Raw genomic sequence first — 20991 nt, 5'->3', positions numbered from 1 at the left:
GAAGCACCCGCGCCGCATCTCGGCCAAGAAAGTCCGAAAGACGGCGCAGGTGGGTGACGGGGGCGGCGAGAGGCCGCCACCCGGACGACGGCGGCGGGAGGTCGCCCGGACGACGGAGGAGCGGGAGAAGGCCGTCCCGACGACCGAGGACGGCGAAGCCCGCCGGGACGGCCGAGGGACCGGCGAAGGCCACCCTGAGGAGGGAGAGACCGGGGGAAGCCACCCGGACGGCAGGGAACGGGAAGCCGCCCGGACGGCAAGGGGCGGGAGGTCACCCGGACCCTTCCTAGTCGCCGCCTCCCCCACCGCCTCCGTCCCCGCCGCCACCGTCCGAGCCGCCGCCCGAGTCCCCTGCGTCGCCGCCGTCCGCGCCCCAGCCGTCGCCGCCGCCCGCCTCGCAGTCCTCGCCACCGGTGCCGAGGTTGCTGTACCAGGAGCAGTCCCAGTCGGAGTCCGTGACGGCCTCTCCGCCGCCGCCCCCCGTGCGCCGTCGGGCCGGGAACCGGGCCAGGCCCGTCGTGTCCCCGAGCCCGAACGCGACGGAGAAGAACTGCGCCATGACGGCGTCCCGCGGGTCGTCGCCCTCGTACCGGACCGGTCCGAGTGGCAGGAGCACCGCGTCCTGCCCGGCCGCCCGGCGCCGGGCGGGGCGGCTCAGAAGGGCGACGTGGTGCTCGTCGCGCAGCAGCCACGAGCTGGTCGCGCTCCCCCGCAGCAGCGTCCACCGCTGTCCGGGCAGCGTCACCTCCACCGAACTCCTGGACTTCCGCAACCTCCTGTGGAGTTCGAGACCGGCCGTGACGTCCCCGACGGTCAGGCACAGCCCCCTGGACGGTTCGGCCGCGTCGGGCCGGAAGCCGTACGGTGCCCGCATCCGTACGACGGGGGCGCACGGCCCCCACACGTCGACGCGCGCCAGACGCCGGTCCACCGCCACGGTCACCGGTCCGGCCGGTCCTCCGGCGAGGCGCCGGGCCATCCAGAGCGGCACGCCTTCGGCCGCCGCCCGGTCCGCGAGCGCCGCCACCCCGGCCGGACCGCCGCTCAGCCGTACCGCCAGCTCCCCCAGTTCACGGGCGAACGCGGCGGCGTCCCGTACCTTCAGCGCCGTGGCCGTCCCGGTCACCCGGGTGACCGGGACGACACCGGGCCCTTCCGGCAACCGGTCCAGGGGCCGTTCCGAACCGCCGCCGCCGAGCCAGCGTCCGCGCCGGTACGCCTCCGCCATCGCCCCCAGGTTCAGCACGTCGAGCGGCGTACTGGTACCGCCCCTGCGCAGCCGGTCCCCGGTCAGTTCGACCGTCCGCGCGAACGGATTGCGCGACCGTTCGCCGTAGAGCACCCCGCTCATCGTCCCCGCCCCCGCCGGTCCGCTACTTGCTGACCGCGAAGCGCATCAGGGCGTGCTCGTCGCCCTGCTTGATCTTCCCGGTGGTGTTGATCACTTCGAGTTTCCAGCCGCCGCCCACACGCAGCGCCTTGGCCACGGCGCAGCCGTTGTCCTGGGTGAGCAGGCTGGGCCAGATGTCGGCGACCTGCTGGGAGCTGCCGCCGGTGGCGTCGTACACCTTGAAGCTGATGTTGCGCGCCTTCTGGAAGGAGCTGCCCTTCTTGTAGGCGGCGGCGACGAAGACGATGGCGGTGATGTGGGCGGGGACGCGGGCGAACTCGACGGTCACGGTCTCGTCGTCGCCGTCGCCGTGCCCCGTCTGGTTGTCGCCGCTGTGGACCAGCGCGCCGTTCCCCATCGGGTCGAGGGAGTCGAGCCCGGCGAGCCGCACGGGGTCGCCGCCCTGCATGGCGACGGCTATCAGGTCGAGGTCGGTGCCGGTCTTGCGGCGCAGCCGGCCCAGTACGCCGCCGCTGCTGCCCGCCGTGGGGTCCCAGGACACCCCGATGGACAGCCGGGTCACCCCGTCCAGGTCCGCGGGTCCGTCTTCCTTGGTCAGCGTGATCATCTGCGTGCCTTCCTTCTGCCGGGGCTTCCTCGGGGCTTCCCCCGGGGCTTCCCTCAGGGCTTCTTCCCACGCAGAGTGTGCCCGGCGTCCCCGTGGTTCCCTCCGGGGGGTCCGGGCGGCGGCACGCGCGGGCGCCCGCCCCGGTCTCTTCGCCGGGACGGGCGCCTCTCGTACGGTCAGGGCAGCAGGTGTCCGAGCGTCCCGCCGTGGATCTGGCCCTCGCAGTTGGTCTGGTGGGACTCGAAGATCTGACGGTTCTCGTTGCGCAGGCACCTGAGCAGCGGCAACGTGGAGACGCCCGGGGGCGGGCTGGTGTAGAGCCAGCCGAGGCGGGTCACGTACGCCTGGCCCTCGCAGTTGACGTCCGTGCTGGTGAAGTGGTCACCGCGCACCTGGCAGAGGTAGAGCGGCGCGGTGCCCGGGGCGGCCGAGGTGTGGAGGGTGCCCAGCGGGCCCTGGAGCTGGTACCCGACGGGGGCGTCCCACGGGGTGCTGAGGGTGTCCGAGGACTTGTGGTAGCGGTACAGGACGAAGGTCGGCGAGGTCACGTTCGGTTCGCCGGTGCACAGGTACTCGATGTGCACCTGGACGTAGCCGTTGGGCAGTGTGTTGACCACGGTCGGGCCGGCGGCCACCTGGCACTCGGACGGGGCGAAGCCACGGGCGGCGGCGGCTTCCAGACCGGTGGCGCGGGCTGCCTGCACAGCCACGTTCAGAGGGCCGCTGCCGAAGCCCTTGATGTAGAGCTTCACGGGCCCCACGGTGGAGACGGCGGCCGGGGCGGCGGGCGGCGCGACGGCGGGCGCGGCCGACGCGGAGGCGCCGAGCAGGGTGGTGGCGAGCGTGGCGGCGAAGGCGGTGGCGAGGACGGCGGAGCGTCCGGCGACCTGGCGTAAGAACTTCAAGGGCGTCCCTCGGTCGGATGCGTGGATGGCCGGAGCGGACGACGGAGGCGCTGTCGCACCCCATGTGCTTCTGCGTGTCATCCGCAACAGGACCATCACTACCAGGCACCGGCTGGGCCGTTCGGGCGTGTCGCGCGGTACGTCCGGTTCCGGGGCGGTGCTGACCGGTGACGCCCTCTTGACGGTGCGTCGGGCGCGTCGGGCCGTACGCCCCGCCGGGAGCCTCCCTGCTCAGCGGGGGGCGGGGACGGCCGTACGGGACTCGTCGTGCTCGTCCGAGTAGGTGGTCACCGTGGTGGACGTGACATGGCTCAGGAGACCGAGCAGCAGGAAGAGCCAGACCAGTACCTTCGCGGCCGTGCCCAGGACGAGCGGCCGGGTGCCGGAGGCGGGCCGCTCCGCGAGCGGACCGGGGACGTCGCCCAGGATGCCCTTCGGGTACACGGGCGTCAGCATCATGGCGTACGCGGAGAAGCGCATCCGGTAGCGGACCACGGCCGCCGTGGCGCCGTAGACCGGCTCGGGCAGACGGCCCAGGGCGATGCCGATCAGCCAGAACACCCAGCCGATCACGAACCAGCCGCTCTGGGCGAGGCTGCTGACGATCGCCGCCGGGATCATCAGGATCAGCCGGAAGAGCACCGCGAGCCGGTTGAGCGGGGTGGCCCGCAGTTCGATCTGGACCGGATGGTCGGGGACGTCGAAGGCGAACGGCGGATAGCGGTCCACCAGCAGGAAGGCACTCGCCGTGACCCGCGTCTGGTAGACGAGGACCGCGCCGAGGAACGAGGCGATCGGATCGGGCAGCCTGCCCAGCACCAGGGCCGCGAACCAGCCCGCGACCGTCACGAAGAACGCGAGGAAGGACAGCACCGCCACGACGACGAACTGCGGCAGGAGCAGCAGCCAGCGCAGCAGGACCGTCCAGCGCCGCTGCGGTCCCGGTGGGGGCACGTCGAGGACCGGCCGCCATTCACCGCCCTCGACGTCGTCCGAGGGGCGGGGTTCCCAACCGGTCGCCATGGGCGTCTCCGTCTCCTCCGGGAGGTCGAGGTCCCTTCGATGATGACCCGGCCCGGCGGAACCCGCACCAGAAGGGCGGCCACCGGAGGAACCGGTACGAACCGGGTGCCCTCCCCACCCCCGAGGGGGAGGGCACCCGGGGGCCGGGGGCGATGTCCGGGACCGGGGCCGGGACCGGACCGGGATCGGGCAGGAACCGGAGCCGGGCCGGGCCGGGCCGGGTGGGGTCCTGCCCGGTCCTGTCCTGTCCGGGCAGGTCGCGTCGGGCTCGGCGCGGAGCCAGGATCAGGATCGGGCTCGGGCCGGACCCGGCGGGATACGGCTCCGGCACGGTTCCCGCGTCGCCCCGGACCGTCCCGGCCCCGTCCCGGCCCGGCGCGGCGGCCCGGCTCCAGCCCGGCGCGGCGCGGCTCCGGCATGGTTCCCGGGCCGCGCCGGGACCGGTCAGTTCCCGCCCGGCCGGGTGAACTCCTCGATCAGCACCGGGTACTGCTCGCCGCCGTGCCCGGCGGCGATCGCGCGGTCGGCCATCGCCTTGAGCAGCTTCGGCAGTTCCGCGTCGACGCCGAGCGCTTCGCTCTCCTCGATCAGATGGGCCATGGCCCGCGCGTCGGTCTCGAGCGCCGCCACCTCGGCGGTGAAGGTGTTGCTGTCGATCTGCTCGGCGTACCCGGGCAGCCAGTCGGCCACGCCCATGGCTATCCGCCGGGCGAAGGGCGCGTAGGTCGCGGCGTCCACACCGGCCGTCCGGAGGAGGGCGGTGCCCTGCAGCCAGGCGTTCAGGACGCTCCACATCATGGTGAGACCGGCCGCGTCGTAGAGCGACGCGAGCCCCGGGTCGTCGCCGAGGTGGGTGACCGTGCCGAGGGCGGCGAGGGTCGGCTCGTGGGTGGCGAAGAGGTCCACGGGGCCGCTGTGCAGGATCGTGGCCTCCGGGGTCCCGATCGAGGGCGGGACGGCCATGACGGCGCCGTCCAGGTACCGGGCGCCGCGCTCCTCGGCCCAGCGCGCGGTCTCCCTGGCCTGCGCCGAGGAACCGGAGGTGAGGTTGATCAGGGTCGTACCGCGCAGCTCGACGCCGTCCGCGCCGAGCACCTCGTGGACGGCGCGGTAGTCGGTGAGGCAGAGGATCGCGAGGGTGTCCGGCCGGAGCGCGTCGGCCGGGGTGGGTGCGAGCCGGGCGCCCCCGGCGACGAGGGAGGCGGCCTTGGAGTCCGTACGGTTCCAGACGGTGGTGGGGTGTCCTGCCTTCAGGAAGGCATCGGCGAGGGCACGGCCCATCAGTCCGAGGCCGAGGACGGTGACGGAGGAAGTGGTTCGGTCGGTCATGACAGCATCGTGAACGTTGATACCGGTGTGAAGGTCAAGCGAGGGATGTCATGAGGATCGGGGAACTCAGTCGCCGGACGGGCGTCCATGCCCACCAGTTGCGCTATTACGAGGCCCAGGGCCTCCTGGAGGCCGAGCGCGGGGCCAACGGCTACCGCGCGTACGACGAGAGCGCCGTCCTGCGGGTCCGGCAGATCCGGCATCTGCTCGGCGCCGGACTGTCCTCCGAGGACATCGCCTACTTGCTGCCCTGTGCCGTGGGGGAGGTCCCCGAACTGGTCGGCTGTCCCGACCTGCTGGCGGCGATGCGGTCACGGCTGCGGCGGCTGGAGGAGCAGTCGGAGCGGATCGCCCGGTCCCGGGAGGCCCTGAGCGTCTACATCGACGCGGCCGAACGCATGGGGGCGGAGGCCTATCCGCCCTTCGAAGGACCGGGGCGGGAGGCCGCGTCCGCCTGACGGCGGGGAGACCGCTGCGGCGCGCACGGAGCGGCTGCGCGGTACCGTCGGCCGGGGCGGACGCCCCGACGGGTCGTCCCGCCCCGGCCGACGCGGCGGACCCGGCTCAGACCGAGAGCAGGTCGACCACGAAGACCAGCGTCGAGTGTGCCGGGATCAACGGCGAGGGCGACTGCTTGCCGTAGCCGAGACGCGGGGGAACGACGATCTCGCGTCGGCCACCGACCCTCATCCCCCGCACTCCCCGGTCCCAGCCCTTGATGACCCTGCCCCCGCCCACGGCGAACTTGAACGGCTGGCCCCGGTCCCAGGAGGCGTCGAACTCCTTCCCGGACTCGAAGGTGACTCCGACGTAGTGGACCCTGACCACCATGCCCGGCTTCGCCTCGGCCCCGTCCCCGACGACCAGGTCCCGAGTCGTCAGCTCGGTGGGAGCGTCTCCCTCGGGCACGACGACCTCGGGCTTCGTCAGTTCGCTCATCACAGCCTCATCGCTCTCCGCCGGAAACCTCCCGACGGCCCTTGCCGTACTCATGGGCGCTCCATGCGGCACACGATCACGCTACCGAGAATCCGGACCTCCGAGCGCGTCCGCTCCCGAGGTGCGCGGCGCCCGGCGGAACCCGGCGGAACGTCCAGGATGCCGCCCTCGTGGCCCCCGGGAGCGTTCGCCGGACGGCCGGGAGCGGAGCGGGCCCCCTCGCCCCGTGGCGAGCCGTCTGTGGCGACCGTCACGGCGACCCGGCCCGCCGGTGGCCGGAACCCGTACGGTCCGCCACGCGTCCGATTCCGGATCGATCGTCCGGTCCGGAATCGGCATCCGCCCCACCCGGTGTTGGCGTGACCGACGTTCCGCCGAGATGCGCCGTTCACCCTGGTCACGGCCGGATGTGCGCTCAGGGAGTGGCTGCCGTGACTCTCACGGTGGACGAACCACCCTCCCGTACAAGCCACTTGGGGCCGCAAGAGCTTTCGGCGCACAAACGGAAAACAGCCATTCTTCTCATCGGAAGCGCGCCATCGTCCGGGCTTCCCGAGGCCCGGACGTACGCGCGAGTAGGTACCCTCGCCACGGACTGAAAGTGTCATGACCTCGCCATCCTTCTGGTCCGGACCCCCCTCCGCCCCACGGAGTGGCACGCTCCACCCCGGCCCGTCAACCACACGGGCCCGGTTGGCCGGAAGGTTCCCGGCCCCGTCCCCTCGGCGCCCGGCCCCCTGTACCTTCCTCCTGACCCTGCCGCCGACCGGGGTCACGCCCGCTCACCCCCCCTCGTCCAGGCCGCCCCACGGCCTCAGCCGCTCAGTGCTCCCCTCCTCTCCTCCGCCCTCCCACGGTGGTTCGCCATGCCCGCTGCACCCTCCCCGCCGCCACCCCGCCGACCGGGGGCGACCGTGCGTTTCCAACTGCTCGGACCGCTCAGCATCACCGACGGGCGGACTGTCGCGGTGCTCCCGCCGTCCAAGCCCACGGCGCTGCTCGCCGCCCTGCTCGTCCGCCCCGGTTCCCTCGTCTCCGCCGAGCGGCTGCGCGGTTTCGTCTGGGGCGAGGAGCACCCCCCGACCGCCAAGACCGCGCTCCAGAGCTGTGTGCTGCGGCTGCGGCGGCTGTTCGCCAAGTACGGCATCGAGCACCAGGCCGTCGTCGCGGTGGCGGGCGGGTACCGCATCGACGCCGATGCCGACACCCTGGACCTGCTCCACTTCCGCCGCCTCGTCGAGGGCGCCGCCTCCTCGGACTCCGGGGCCGAACTGTCCGCGCTGCGGACCGCGCTCGGCCTCTGGCAGGGAGCGCTCCTGTCGAACGTCCCCTCCGAACTGCTCCACCGCGACGAGGTGCCCCGCCTCGCGGAGGAACGGCTGCGGGTCCTGGAACGCGTCTGCGACATCGAGCTGGAGCACGACCGGTGCCGGGAAGCGCTCGTCGATCTTTGGGAGGTTACGCGCGTATACCCGGCCCACGAGCGGTTCGCGGAGCAGCTGATGACCGCCCTCTACCGGACCGGCCGGCAGACCGAGGCCCTGGCCGAGTACCACAGGATCAAGGGCCATCTGCTGGAGCGGCTCGGCGTGGATCCCCGGGCCGCGCTCCAGCGCCTGGAGATGTCGATCCTGCGCGGTGAGGACCTCGGGCCCCTGGACACGGCACGCGGTCCGCTGACGCTCGCCCCTCCACCGAGGACGACCTCGCCGAGCCCCTCGCCGCACAGCTCGTCGACGGTCGGGACGGCAGGCTCCCCGGACTCCCCGGACTCCCCGGACTCGACGCACCCGACGCACCCGACGCACCCGACGCACCCGACGCACCCGACAGACTCCGCCGGCTCCACGGACTCGACCCACCCGACGGACTCCACGGACTCGACGGACTCCACAGGCCCGTGGACCGGTCCCCCGTCCAGTCTCTCGTCGAGCGCCTCGGGACCGCCTTCGACGCGTCTCGCGGATCGGCTCGCGGTCCCGCCCTCGCCCTGTCCGTCGCTTCCCCCGCCTCCTCCCTCGCTTCCTTCCGCGTCAGCTCCCTCGGGGGCTCCCCCGGCGGCTCCGCCCCTGTCGGCCCCTCGCCCGATCCTCCCGGCGGAAACCCCCTCGCCCCACCCCGCGCACCCGGCGTCCGACCCGGTTCCCGGGATCTCGGCATCCAGACCCGTCGAGCCCCTTGAGGACCGCCCGCCCGCCACCGGCTCCCTCCTCAGGACCGCCGCGACCGGCGCGACCGGCGAACGCCCCACCGCCCCCCTCCCCACGGTCCCGCACTTCACCGGGCGTGAGGACGAAGTCGGGTCCTTGCTGGCCCTGCTGGATCCCGGCCGGTCGGGCGCGGGGGCCGAGCGCCTCCCGCTCGCCGTTCTGTCCGGCGCCCCCGGCATCGGCAAGACGGCCCTCGCGCTCCACGTCTCGCACCGGACGATCCGTCACTTCCCCGATGGCTGCGTCCTGTTGAGCCTGACCGGCCCGGACGGCACCCCGCGCCGGACGGAGGAGGCCGCCGCCGAACTCCGCCGCGCGCTGCCCCGGGGCGCCGACGGGGAACGCGGGCGCGCCCTGCTCGTCCTGGACGACGTCGTCCACCCCGACCAGGTCCGGCCGTTGCTGACCGCCCACGCGGGCGGCGCCGCGCTCGTCACCAGTCGCATGGGACTCGCCGGGCTCGTCGCCACGCACGGCGGCACCGTGCACCGGCTCGACACCCTGGAGCCCGAGCAGGCGCGGGCCCTGCTCACCGCCGTCCTCGGCCCGGCCAGGTTCGCCGCAGAGCCCACCGCCGCGCGGACCCTCGCGGCCGTCTGCGGACACCACCCGCTCGCCCTGCGCATCGCCGCCGCCCGGCTGCTCACCCGCCCCCGGATGCGCGTCGGCGACTACGCGGAATGGCTCCGGCACGACCCCGTCGGACGGCTCAGACTCGCCGACGACGCCCGGATGTCGGTACCACGGCGCTTCGACGAGGCCCTCGGGCGGCTGTCCCCGGGACTCGCCGAGGCCCATCTGCGCCTCGCCGCCTCGCCGTACGAACCGCTCACCGCCGCCCGGAGCGCCGAGGTCCTCGGCCTTCCGGTGGACACGGCGGAGGAGATCGTCGAGCGGCTGCTCGACGCCGGGTTCCTGGAGGAGAGCCAGCCCGGCGCCTTCTGGACGCACGAGTTGCTGCGGGCCCACGCGCGCAGGACGACGGGCACCGCCTCCGGGCACGCGACGGCGCCGCTCCGCCCGCCCCGGTACGGCGAACTCCCCCCGGCGGGACGGCCGGAGACCGCCCGCGCCACGGCGACCACGACCACCTGAGGGCCCGGACCGCACCCGTACCCGCCGTCCGGCCGAAGCCGCCGCCCCGCCCGCACCGCACCCGCCCGTCGCCCCGGGCTCCATCCCGCCACCCCAACGAGAGGTGTGACGCACGCATGACCGCAACGCCCTACGCGGAGATCGCCGGAACCCGGCCCCGGGTCCGTCGGGACGTCCTGTTCACCCAGACCCCCGACGGGGTGATCTTCCACAACGCCGACGGCGGATTCCAGCTCACCGCCAGGTCCGGCTACCGCTTCGCCACGCTCCTGGTGCCGTACCTGGACGGCACCCGGGCCGTCGAGGAGATCTGCCGGGGCTTCGGCGAGGCCCAGAAGGCGATGGTGGGCGAGCTGGTCAAAGCGCTCTACGCGCGGGGATTCGCCCGTCCCGTGCCCGCGCCGGAGGAGGGTCCCACCACCCCCGCGAACCCGCCCGCCGTGGCCGCCCGGTTCGCCCCTCAGATCGGCTACGTCGACCACTACGCGGACGGCGCCGAGGCGCGCTTCGCCCGGTTCCGGGGGACCCGGGTCGCCGTGCTCGGCGACGGTCCGACAGCCCGCTGGTGCGTGCTCTCCCTGATCCGGAACGGCTGCGCCGCGATCGGTGTCGAGCCCGCCTTCGCGGACGGCACCGGGGGTGTCGCGTCCGAGGAGTTCGCGGCCGTCCACGCGGAGGCGGCGGCACTCGCCGAGGAGGGCTGCCCCGTCGAACTGGCCGTCCTGGAAGGGCCGGTGGAGGTCCCGGGGCGAAGCGGCTGGGCGTCCTTCGACGGGTACGACGTGGTCGTGGCCGCCGCCGGGGACGACGTCCCCGGGCGCGTGCTGCCGCTGCTGCGGGAGGGCGTTCCGGAGGGCCGTGTCCTCCTCCCCGCGTGGACGTTCGGCGCTCTGGCCGTCATCGGTCCCGCCATGGCCTCCGGCACGTCCTCCTGCTGGGCGTGCGCGGCCCTGCGGCTCGGCGCGTCCTCCGGTACGGCCGCCGGGGACGCGGCCGAGCTGTGGAGCGGTCTGGCGCTCGGCACCGGCACCCCGGGCGACCGGCCCTCGGGACCGCTCGCGGCGATGCTCGGGAACCAGTTGGGGTACGAGGTGTTCCGGCTGGTCACCGGGGCGCTCCCGGACGAGAGCCGGGACCGGGTGCTCGTCCAGTCCACGGCCAGCTTCGACGTCGCTTCGGAGCCGCTGCTCGCCCATCCCCGGTGCCCGTTCTGCTCCTCGCCCGCCGGACCGCCCGAGCCGGTCGACCTGACGGCGGCCCCGGCGCGCCCCGCCTTCCTGCCGACGGTCGCCACCGCCCCCGACGACGAGGCCGCGCGGGGGCCGCTCGCCGCCCTCGAACGGCGCTCGGTGCTCGTCCGGCCGTTCGCCGGGGTGTTCAGGGAGTACGCCGACGAGCCGCTGACGCAGACGCCGCTGAAGGCGGGTTCGGTCGTCCTCGGGCTCGGCGCGCGGGGCACCCGTACCGTCACCGCCTTCGACGTGCACCACACGGCGGGTGCCCGGCTGCGGGCGCTGGACGCGGCGGCGACGGTCTACGCCGAGCACGTGGTCCCTCCCGCCGTCCCGGCGGAGCGGTCGGCCGTCCTCCCCTCGGTGGACCCGGACCTGCTCACCGTCGCGTCCGGTACGGGCGGCTCCGGTGGGGAGCCCGTCTGGACCCTCGCGACCTCGCTGCTCACCAAGGAGACCGTACGGGTGCCCTCGGGCGCCGTGCGTCCCTTCAGCCGGGACAACGCCGACCGGCGCTTCGAGCCCACCCGGGCCGGGGCCGGGGCCGGGGAGGACCTGCCGGGGGCCGCGGCGGCGGGGCTGCTGTCGGCGCTGTCCCACGACGCCCTGCGCCGGGCCGTGGCGGGCGGCGGGAGCGTCACCGTGCTCGCGGCGGACGCCTTCGGCGAGGACCCGGAGATGACGTTCCTGCTGCGTTCGGCCGCGCTGCTGGACCTTCCGGTCGAGCTGCTCGACCTCGGCGAACGGGCGCACTCCGGCGTGTCCGTGGTCCTGGCCCGGACCGACAGCCCCGCCGGGGGCGACGGCTGGGCCGTCGGGGCGGCGCTGGATCCGGCCTCGGCCGCCGTCGACGCGGTGCGGGACCTCCTGGGCCGGGCCCAGTTCGCCGCCGAGGAGGGCGGTGCCGTCGCCGACGAGGGCGACCCGCTGATGCGGGACCTCGACGCCTCGCTGATACGGATCGCCCCAGGCACGGATACAGACACGGACACGGTGGCGACGGGCGCGCCGCCGCCGGAGTGGGCCGACGTCCTGGAGCGCCTCGCGGCCACCGGCCGGGACGCGCTGGTCGTCCCGACGCACGCGGCCGACCTGCCGGGCGCGGGCGTCCACACCGTGCGGGTGCTGCTCACCCGGGCGGCGGCCCGATGAGAACCGGACCGCCGACGACTCCGGGGGGCGCTCCGGAGGCCGTACCGGACGCCGTGTCGGCCCCGCCTCCGACGGCCGTTCCGGAGGCCGTGCCAGAGACCACACCGGAGTCCGCGCCGGGTTCCGTGCCGCCCCAGCCGCTCGCGTGCCACGACGTCTTCGCGGACGCGCTGCGCGTGGCGTTGCGGGCGTGGGAGTCCGGGGGCGTGCCGCTGCCCGAGGTGGTGGTCGGTGCCCTCGGTACGGGTGACGCGTACGCCGGGGCGGTGCCGTCCGGGGGGCGGCTGCCCGTGCACCTCTACGGGCGTCACCTGTTCGTCGGTCCCTGGCCGTCCGCCGGGCGGGGGCGCGGCTGCGCGACCTGTCTGGCGCGGCGCTGGCAGGGCGTCCGCTCGGTGCCGCTGCGCGACGGTCTCGAACGCGGTGCGGAGACCCGGTGGGCGGGCGACTGGCCGTACGGCGTGCCCTTCGCCGCGACCGCCGTGGCCGCCCTGGTGGCGGGGCTCGCGGCGGCGGGCCCGGGGCCGGGCCCGTACCCCCGGGTCCATCTGCTCGACCTGGACGCGGGGACCGTGCGGAGCCATCCGCTCGTGCCCGATCCGGAGTGCCCGTCCTGCGGGGTGCCGGAGGCGGACACCGCCGGGGGCGCGGCCCTGGAGCTGAGGCCCGCGCCCAAGTACCGGGAGGGGGTCTTCCGGGTCCGCCGGATCGAGGACCACGCGCTGCCGGTGGACGCCTTCGCCAATCCGCACTGGGGGGCGATCGGTTCCTCGGTGGTGTGCGACGTGGCGTCCACCACCACCTCGGCGACCGTCGGCTGCTTCTCGTCCCGCTCCGGGGAGTATCTGCGCGAGACGTTCTGGGGCGGTCACGCCGACACCTTCGCGCGCAGCCAGCGCGTCGGGGTGCTCGAAGGGCTCGAACGGTACGCGGGGATGCGGGCCAGGACCCGGACGGCGCGGCTGACGGCGTCGCTGGACGAGCTGGGCCCGATGGCCGTGGACCCGCGGGTGACCGGTCTGTACGCGGAGGAGTTCCACCGCGACAACCCCCGGGTGCGGCCGTTCGCCCCCGACCGGCGCATCCCCTGGGTGTGGGGCTGGTCGTTGCGCGACGGCGCGCCCCGGGCGGTGCCCGAGGTCCTGGCGTACTACCACGCCCCCGGTCTCGAGCACCGGTTCGTGCAGGAGAGTTCCAACGGCTGCGCTTCGGGGGGCAGTGCGGAGGAGGCCGTCTACTTCGGTCTGATGGAGGTCGTCGAGCGGGACGCCTTCCTGCTCGCCTGGTACGGGCGGGTCCCGCTGCGTGAGATCGACCCGTCGACCAGCGTCCGGGCGGGCACCCGGCACATGGTGGACCGGCTCGCGATGTACGGCTACCGGGCCCGGTTCTTCGACGCCCGGCACGATCTGCCGGTGCCCGTCGTCACCGCCTGCGCCGAGCGGGTCGACGGCGGGGTGGGCCGTATGTGCTTCGGCGCGGGGGCGGGGCTCGACCCCGAGTCGGCGCTCGACTCGGCGCTGTGCGAGATCGCCACCGACTCCGTCAACCTGGTCGGCAGGACCCGGCGCGACGAGGCCCGGCTGCGGGCGATGGCCGCCGACTTCTCGCTGGTGACCACCCTCCACGACCATCCGCTGATGTACGGCGTCCCGGAGACGGGCCGTCACGCCGACTTCCTGCTGCGGCAGCCGGAGCCCGCCCCGCCGCTGGCCGTCGCCGAGCTGGCGCGGGCGCGCACGGCGGGGCCGGGCGGTCCGGCCGTGGGGGCGTCCGCCGTCTCCCCCGACGTCCGCGAGGACCTGCTGTGGGCGGTGGGCGCGGTGGCGGACGCCGGTCTCGACGTGGTGGTGGTCGACCAGACGCTGCCGGAGCAGCGGGCCGTGGGGCTGCACACCGTGAAGGTGCTGGTGCCCGGTCTGCTGCCGATCGACTTCGGCTGGTCCCGGCAGCGGGCCCGGCACATGCCCCGGATGCGCGGGGCGCTGGCCGGGCACGGGCACGGGCTCAATCCCGCTCCCCACCCCTTCCCGTAGCCCCCCTCCCGCCGTGCGGTTCCCGTGCCCCGTGCGGCTCGCCCGTCCGGTGCGCCGCCCGTTCCGCCCGCCGTCCGAAAGGAGGCCGACCCCGATGGGGTTCGCCCATGAGTACGCCGACGCCGTCCTGTACCGGGGCCGCGTTCCGATGGAGCCCGCCGACTTCGTCCCCGACTGGCCCGACGGGCCGCGCCGGGGGAAGTTCTATCCCGACGCGGAGCCGTACGCGCTCCCCGACGGCCCCGGTCCCGCCGACGCGCCGGCCCGGCTCGGTCTGCTGCCCCCGCCCGGCGGCCCCATCGGGTCCGGCGCGCCCGGTTTCACCCTGCCGCTGCTGTCCGCGATGCTCAAGGACTCGTACGGGCTCACCGGGCGCCGTCTGGGCGTCCAGGCCAACAGCGATCTGCCGGGGCTGCCGCTCTACCCGCACGCCAACTGGTCGCGCGGCACGGCGGGCGGCGGCGGCCTCTACCCGGTGTCGGTGCACTGGGTGTCGGGGCCTTCGGGGCCGCTCACCCCGGGCGTCCACCACTACGACGTGCACCGGCACGCCGTACGGCGGCTGCTGACGGGCGATGTGACGGACCGGGTCCGGGAGGCGCTGGGCGCGGACGCGCCCGCCGGGGCCCTGGGGACCGACCAGTATCTGGTGCTCGGGGTGAAGTACTGGCAGACCGCGTTCAAGTACAACAGTTTTGGCTACCACGTGGTCTGCACCGATGTGGGCACCCTGGTGCAGACCTGGCGGATCTGGGCCGCCGCCCACGGGCTCCGGATCGCGCCCGTCCTCTGGTTCGACGAGCCCCGGCTGAACGGGCTGCTCGGCACCGACGGCGAGGAGGAGAGCGTCTTCGCCGTCGTCCCGCTGCGCTGGGAGGACGGCACCGGGCGCGCGGCCTCTCCTGACGGGGCCGGACGTTCCGTGTCCCCCGGTGGGACCGGACGTTCCGTGTCCCCCGGTAGGGCCGAGCGGGCGGTGTCCCCCGCGGGACCCGGGCCCGGCGCCTCCCCCGGCCCCCTCGCCCGTACGGCCTCCCCCGACGGGGCCGGTCACGGCGGGACCGGCTCCGACCGCACCGGGTCCGGCCGCGACCCCGCCGTGCGGCACCGGGACGTCGAGCGGTCCCGTACCGTCGTCCGGTTCCCCACCGTCCTCGCGATGCACGCGGCGACGGTGGCCGGGGCCACGGACCGGCCCGCGCCGGGGGCGCTCGCCGCCTCGGCGGCGCGGCCGGTTCCCGGGGGCGGCACCCGGATCGCCCTGCCCGCGCCCGAGCTGCCCGAAGTGCCGGTGCGGCGGGTGCTGCGGAACCGGCGCAGCAGCTTCGGACGGTTCGACGCCTCCGTCCCGGTCACCCCCGGCCAGTTGTCGACGGTGCTCGCGGCCTGCGCGGCGACCTCGCTCGGCGGGGACGCGGCCCCCGAGGGCACCCCGCGCCTGGTCCGGCTCTACGCCTTCGTCAACCACGTCGAGGGCATCGCTCCCGGGGCGTACGTCCACGACGCCGACACGGGCGAACTGTCGCTCGTCGTCCCGGGCCCGCAGGGTCACTTCCTCCAGGAGAACTACTTCCTGGCCAACTACAACCTGGAGCAGGCGGGCGCGGTCCTGGTGCCGACGGTCCGCACGGCGGCCGTCCTGGACGCGGTCGGCGACCGGGGCTACCGGCTCGCCGTCGGTACGGCGGGCGCGGTGGCGCAGACCTTCTACCTGGCGGCGTCCGCCCTCTCCCTGGGCGCGGGGGTGGCCCTCGGCTTCGACAACGTGTCGTTCGTCGAGCGGCTGGACCTCGCGGGCACCGGGGAGGCGCCGCTGCTCATCATGCCGCTCGGCAACGAGCGTCCCGGTCCTGCCGACTTCCGCCACGAGATCGCCTGAGGTGAGACCGCGATGACACTTCTGACCAGCGGTACGGCCGCCCGCCGACCCGTCACCTGGGAGGTGGGCCGCCGTTTCCTGCTCCGGGCCGCGGGGCTCCCCGTGGAGACCGTGCGCGGGCTGCGCTGCCCCCGTACCCGCGCCTGGGCCGACGAGGTGCTCGCCCGGGAGGACCGGCTGACCGCCGAGGGCGCCGCCGTCAGCGAGCTGCTGCACGGTCTGCTCGGGGCGGCCGACGCCACCGGCGACGAGGCCCGGCGGGCGCTCCTCGCCCTGCGCCGCCGCGTCTTCAACAACCGGGCGCCCGCCGACCCCGGGGCGGCCGTGCGTCTGGTCGCCGGGCTCGACGCGGCGGCGGGCGGGCGGGTCGCCGCCTGGCTCGACGACCGGGAGCGGTACGGCGCCCTGCTCGACGCCGGTCCCGCACTGCTGGCCGGGGAGCTGGCGACGGCGCGGGGCGAGCTGCGCGTCGCGCTGTCCCGCGAGGAGATCCGCCGGGGTCTGCTCCTGGCGTCACCGACGCTGGACAGCAGGCTCGACGGGTATCTGACGGCGGGCGTGGACACGGAGTCCGGCGCGGGCGCGGGCTCCGGCTCCGCTTCCAGCCCCGGCTCCGGCTCCGGCTCCATGTCGGGCGGGCGGATGCGGAAGGTCGAGCGGTCGGCGCTCACGTACCTCTACCGCACGGCGTGCAAGACCAGCCCCTTCAGTACGTTCACACCGGTCGCGTCCGCCGTCTTCGGCACGGTTCCCGACGGCGCCGGGGACGACGGACCGGGGCCGCGCCTCGGCGCGGAGCGGACCGGTCATGTGCGGCTCAACGTGCTCGCGCTGGGCCGGATCGCCGATCTGATCCTGGCCGATCCGACGCTCCGCCAGGACCTGCCCGTCGTCCTGTCTCCGGGCTGGGGGCGCGACGAGGACCGCGTCCGGTACGTGCGGCAGTGGGTGACGAGCGGCGACGACGACGCGTCCGTGACCTTCGACTCCGTCCGCGACCGGCTGTTCTACCTGCGGAGCAGCGGCACCCTCGAACGGCTGCTCGGGTTCCTGGACGGCTCCCCGGGGCTCCGGCACCGCGATCTCGTCGAGCGGCTCCGGGCCGAGCACGGCGCCGAGCACGCCGAGTGCGAGCGGTACGCCGCCGCGCTGCTCCGGGTCGGGATGGTGCAGGTGCCGTGTCTGCGCACCGATGTGCACGCCACCGATCCGCTGGACGCGTTCCGGCGGGCCCTGCGGGCCCTCGCGGTGCCGTGGGCCGAGGCGGTCGCCGACCGGCTCGGGGGTCCGGCGGCCCGCCTCGCCGCGTATCCGGCCGCCGGACCCGCCGAGCGGCGCGCCCTGTTGCGGACGCTGCGCTCCGAACTCCTCGACGTGCAGCGGGGGCTGGGCGCCGAGGAGCCGTCGCTGCCCCGGACGCTGCTGTACGAGGACGTCGGCGCGGGTGAGGGGCTGGTCGCCGACGCGGGACTGCTCGCGGGCCGGACGGCGGCGGCGCTGCGCGCGGTCGAGGGCGTGCTGCCGATGTTCGACCTGACGCTCCCGCACCGGATCTCCCTGCACGGCTTCTTCCTGGCCCGGTACGGGCGGGGCGGGCGCTGCGACGATCTGCTGGGCCTCGTGCACGACTTCCACGAGGACTTCTTCGACCAGTACGTGTCCTTCACGGCGAAGCGCTCGGCGTTCGACGCGGACGGCGCGTACGTCCCGGAGGAGAACTGGTTGGGCCAGAGCGCGCTGCGGAGGCTCGACGACGCCCGCCGCCGGTTCGTGGCGGGGATGCGCGAGCTGTGGGACCGTCACGGCATGGAGGAGGAACTGCGGCTGCCCGCCGGGCTGCTGGCCGACGTGTCGGCCGAACTGGAGCCTCTGGCAAGGGACTTCACTCCGCTGAGTCATCATCTCCAGGTGGTGCGGCCCCCGTCCGGGGACGCCGGGGCGACCCGGGTGGTCCTGAACCGTTCGTACGGCGGGCTCGCGTTCCCCTTCAGCCGCTTCACCCATGTGTACGACGGGCCCGCCGCGTCCGGCCTGTCCGACGCGCTGCGGGCCGAGCTGCGGGACCGGCAGCCGCCCGGGGCGGTGTTCGCGGAGCTGACCGGTGGTCCCGTCACCAGCAACCTCAATCTGCACGGACGTCTGACCGACCACCGGATCGTGTGTCCGGGCGAGACGGCGGCGGTGCCGGAGGAGGCCCGGATCGACCTGGACGACCTGTGTCTGGAGCACGACGAGGCGGCCGACCGGCTGGTGCTGCGGTCACGGCGGCTCGGCCGCGAGGTGGTGCCCGTCTACCTCGGCTATCTGGTGCCGGTGGCGCTGCCGGAGATCCCCCGCACGCTGCTGCTCCTTTCACCGAGCGGGATGGCCCCGGCCGATGTGTGGGGCGGGGTCCCGGAGGGCCCGGCGGTGGACGGGGTGACCCGCCGTCCGCGCGTGGCCCACGGCGACGTCGTGGTCTCCCGCCGGAGCTGGACGGCGGACGCGGCGGTCCTCCCGGTGCGCGGGCCCGGCGCGGACGAGGCCGGGTGGTACCTGGGGTGGCGCCGCTGGCAGCGGGCGCACGGGCTGCCCGACCGGGTCTTCGCGACGGTGCTGCGCGAGGGCCGCCGGGCGCTCGGTGCCAAGCCCGTGTACGTGGACTTCGAGAGCCCCCTGTCGCTGGCCGCCTTCGAGGCGCTGGTCGATCGCGCGCCGGGGACCGGAGTCGTCCTGCGCGAGATGCTCCCGGCCGAGGACGCGCTGCACGTGACGTCCGACGAGGGCCGGCACGTGGCCGAACTGGCCGTGGAGACCTTCACCTTCCGCCACCGCACCGAGGACGGCCCCCCATGCCGGAACTGATCACCCCCTCCCTCTCCCCCGACCTCCCCCGCGCCGACACCCCTGCCCCTGCTCCCGACTCTGCTTCTGCCCCTGCTTCTGCTTCTGCTTCTGCCCCGACGACGCCGGACGGAGCGACCGGACCGGCCTCGGCGCGCGACCATGTCGGACAGGGTGAACCGGGTGCGTGGATCGCGCTGCACGTGTTCTACGCCGCCAGCCCCCGGCCGATGCTGGTGGACTGCGTCCGGCCGCTGGTCGCCCGGCTCACCGAAGAGGGCCTGCTGCACGGGTACTTCTTCCTGAACTACTGGCTGGAGGGTCCGCACGTCCGGCTGCGGCTGCGGCCCGCGAGCCCGTCGGCCGCCCCCGAGGTGCGGCGGCGCGCCGAGGAGGCGCTGGCCGCGTTCCTCCGGGGCAGACCCGCGCTGTACGCGGTCGACTCGGGGTTCCTGAAGGACTTCTACAACGCCCTGTTCGACATCGAGTTCCCCGGCGAGGACCGGGGGCGGTACATGGGCGAGGACGGCCGGATGCGGCTGCGGCCCAACAACAGCTTCAGCGAGGAGCCGTACGCCCCCGAGTACGCGAAGTACGGCGGGCCCGCCGGGGTCGAGCTGGCCGAGTGGCACTTCCGGCACTCCAGCGACCTGGTCGTGGACGCCTTCCGCACGATGAACCTGCATCTGCGCACGGTGCTGCTCGGGACCTCCGCGCAGCTGATGATGGTGATGGCGAGCTGCTTCCTGCCGGAGGATGACCGGCTCGCCGACTATCTGGACGGCTACTACGCGTTCTGGCACCGGGCGTTCCCCGGGACCGGTTTCATCGGCTCGGCGGAGTACGAGCGGAACTACGCGGAGACGGCGCCCGCGCTCGGCCGCCGGTTCGCCGCCGTGCGGGCGGCGGTCGCCTCGGGGGAACTGGGGCGGCTGCCGTCGTTCCTCCGGGGCTGGGCGGAACACTGCCTGGAGCTGCGGACCCGCGCGGCGGACCTCGCGGTCCGGGGCGAGCTGCTGTTCCCGCCGCACGAGGGGCCCGCCCGCGAGGACACCGGGCAGGTGCGCGCGGAGCCGGTGGACGCGGTCCCGCCGGAGCCGGAGACCCATGTGCCGTCGGTACTGCCCCGGCTGCTCTCCCCGTACATGCACATGACCAACAACCGGCTGCACGTGACGATCCGTGACGAGGCCTATCTGTCCTTCGTCCTCGGGCAGGTCCTGCGGGACGGGCGCGGGACGGCGGCGGGCTCGTGACGGCCGCCGCCGCGCGGGCCCACCGTCCGGCCCTGCGGTCCGGGGTCCTGCTGAGCGGGCCGCTGCTGCGCGGCCCCCGGACCGTGCACCTGGTCCGGCACCCGGTCACCGGCGCGGCCTTCGAGGTCGGCGTCAAGGAGCACTTCCTCATGGCCCGGCTCGACGGGACGCGGAACCTGGACGACCTCGCGCCGGTGTACGCGGACCGGTTCGGCCGCCGTCTCGGCGAGGACCACTGGTACCGGCTGCTGGGTCTGCTCGGCGCCCGGGGGCTGCTCGCGGGGGCTCCCGACCCGGCGCCGCCCGCGACCGCGCCGAAGCCGCCGAACTCGGTGTGGCGCGGCACCCGGCCGCTGGTCGCGGACGCCGACGCGACCACGGCGCGGCTGCACCGCGCGCTGCGTCCGCTGCTCCGCCCCGCCGTCCAGTACCCGCTGCTGGTCGCCGTCCTGGCGTTCCTGGTGCTGTTCGCCGTACGGGCGCCCGAGCTGATCGACGGCGCGGCCTGGCTGGTCCGGCGGCCCGTCGCGCTGCTGGGCGCCGCCCTGTTCCTCTGGCTGAGCATCACCCTCCACGAACTGGCCCACGGGGTGGCCGCCCAGCACTACGGGGGGCACGTGGCCGAGATCGGGCTGCGCTGGCGGCTCCCGGCCGCCCTGCTGTACTGCACGGTCGACGACTACCTGTTCCTGCCGGGCCGACGGGCCGGACTGGTGATCGCCGGGGCGGGCGCGCACCTCAACATGGTGCTCCTGCTGCCCTTCGCGGTCTGGTGGCTGCTGCTGCCCGCCGGAGCGCCGGAGCGTCCCGCGCTCGCCGGGCTGCTGGTGCTCGGCACCGTACAGGGGCTGAGCAACCTCGTACCGCTGCCGCCGCTGGACGGGTACCGGATGCTCGGGCGGGCTCTGGGCACCGCCCGGCTGGCCGCCGAGACCAGGACGTATCTGGCCGTGCGGCGGGGCGGGCGGGGTTCCCCGGCCCTGGCCGCGTATCCGGCGCGGGCCCGGCGGATCCACACGGCGTACGCGATCGGGGCGGCGGTCCTGGTCCTCCTCGTCGCGGCGGGCACCGTCGCCCTCGTCCTCGCCGTGCTCGGCTGACCGGCCACGGGCGCCCCGCGCGCCTCCCGGCCACCACGCCTCCCGACACATGTC

The 20991-nt window shown here is 74.9% G+C and carries 14 protein-coding genes; 8 read left to right on the top strand and 6 right to left on the bottom strand.

What is annotated here, in order from left to right:
* Window positions 1-286: 286 nt before the first annotated feature.
* From ACFXGN_RS25565 to ACFXGN_RS25545, 5 genes are all read right to left on the bottom strand, one after another.
* Window positions 287-1351, bottom strand: coding sequence for a hypothetical protein (locus ACFXGN_RS25565; protein WP_384863439.1), 1065 nt, complete (start codon window positions 1349-1351; stop codon window positions 287-289).
* A 22-nt stretch (window positions 1352-1373) separates the two neighbouring features.
* A complete protein-coding gene (locus tag ACFXGN_RS25560; protein WP_366443330.1) occupies window positions 1374-1958 on the bottom strand; it encodes a TerD family protein in 585 nt (194 codons plus the stop codon).
* 176 nt (window positions 1959-2134) lie between these two features.
* On the bottom strand, window positions 2135-2863 hold the full coding sequence (locus tag ACFXGN_RS25555) for a hypothetical protein (RefSeq protein WP_384863436.1): 729 nt from the start codon (window positions 2861-2863) through the stop codon (window positions 2135-2137).
* Window positions 2864-3094: 231 nt separating this feature from the next.
* Window positions 3095-3886, bottom strand: coding sequence for a DUF4389 domain-containing protein (locus ACFXGN_RS25550; RefSeq protein WP_384863433.1), 792 nt, complete (start codon window positions 3884-3886; stop codon window positions 3095-3097).
* A gap of 444 nt (window positions 3887-4330) precedes the next feature.
* Window positions 4331-5215, bottom strand: a complete 885-nt coding sequence (locus ACFXGN_RS25545) for an NAD(P)-dependent oxidoreductase (protein ID WP_384863431.1) — start codon at window positions 5213-5215, stop codon at window positions 4331-4333.
* 50 nt (window positions 5216-5265) lie between these two features.
* Between ACFXGN_RS25545 and ACFXGN_RS25540 the strand changes: the two genes are divergently transcribed.
* A complete protein-coding gene (locus ACFXGN_RS25540) occupies window positions 5266-5673 on the top strand; it encodes a MerR family transcriptional regulator (protein ID WP_384863428.1) in 408 nt (135 codons plus the stop codon).
* 106 nt (window positions 5674-5779) lie between these two features.
* Here ACFXGN_RS25540 and ACFXGN_RS25535 read toward each other — a convergent pair whose 3' ends face one another.
* Window positions 5780-6154 (bottom strand): FKBP-type peptidyl-prolyl cis-trans isomerase, encoded by a 375-nt coding sequence (locus tag ACFXGN_RS25535; protein WP_384863426.1) that lies wholly within the window; start codon window positions 6152-6154, stop codon window positions 5780-5782.
* Between the two features lie 866 nt (window positions 6155-7020).
* On the opposite strand from ACFXGN_RS25535, the gene ACFXGN_RS25530 reads away from it, so the two are divergent.
* The 7 genes from ACFXGN_RS25530 to ACFXGN_RS25500 all read left to right on the top strand — a co-directional run bounded on the left by ACFXGN_RS25530 (window position 7021) and on the right by ACFXGN_RS25500 (window position 20937).
* Window positions 7021-9459, top strand: coding sequence for a BTAD domain-containing putative transcriptional regulator (locus tag ACFXGN_RS25530; protein ID WP_384863423.1), 2439 nt, complete (start codon window positions 7021-7023; stop codon window positions 9457-9459).
* 116 nt (window positions 9460-9575) lie between these two features.
* A complete protein-coding gene (locus tag ACFXGN_RS25525; RefSeq protein ID WP_384863421.1) occupies window positions 9576-11843 on the top strand; it encodes a TOMM precursor leader peptide-binding protein in 2268 nt (755 codons plus the stop codon).
* 89 nt (window positions 11844-11932) lie between these two features.
* Window positions 11933-13879 (top strand): TOMM precursor leader peptide-binding protein, encoded by a 1947-nt coding sequence (locus ACFXGN_RS25520; protein WP_384863418.1) that lies wholly within the window; start codon window positions 11933-11935, stop codon window positions 13877-13879.
* Window positions 13880-13973: 94 nt separating this feature from the next.
* The gene (locus tag ACFXGN_RS25515; protein WP_384863414.1) at window positions 13974-15758 is read left to right on the top strand and encodes a nitroreductase family protein; all 1785 of its coding nucleotides are present in this window, start codon (window positions 13974-13976) and stop codon (window positions 15756-15758) included.
* A gap of 12 nt (window positions 15759-15770) precedes the next feature.
* A complete protein-coding gene (locus ACFXGN_RS25510; RefSeq protein WP_384863411.1) occupies window positions 15771-18602 on the top strand; it encodes a lantibiotic dehydratase in 2832 nt (943 codons plus the stop codon).
* A 209-nt stretch (window positions 18603-18811) separates the two neighbouring features.
* On the top strand, window positions 18812-19837 hold the full coding sequence (locus ACFXGN_RS25505; RefSeq protein ID WP_384863635.1) for a lantibiotic dehydratase C-terminal domain-containing protein: 1026 nt from the start codon (window positions 18812-18814) through the stop codon (window positions 19835-19837).
* Entirely contained in the window at window positions 19834-20937 is a 1104-nt protein-coding gene (locus ACFXGN_RS25500) for a metalloprotease (RefSeq protein ID WP_384863408.1), read from the top strand. Before ACFXGN_RS25505 ends, ACFXGN_RS25500 begins: the two co-directional genes overlap by 4 nt.
* Window positions 20938-20991: the final 54 nt, after the last annotated feature.

It is taken from the genome of Streptomyces sp. NPDC059247 (assembly GCF_042754005.1).
Classification (GTDB): Bacteria; Actinomycetota; Actinomycetes; order Streptomycetales; family Streptomycetaceae; genus Streptomyces.
The sequence above is the reverse complement of the archived record's forward strand: the minus strand, read 5'-3'. Positions and strand labels throughout refer to the sequence as shown.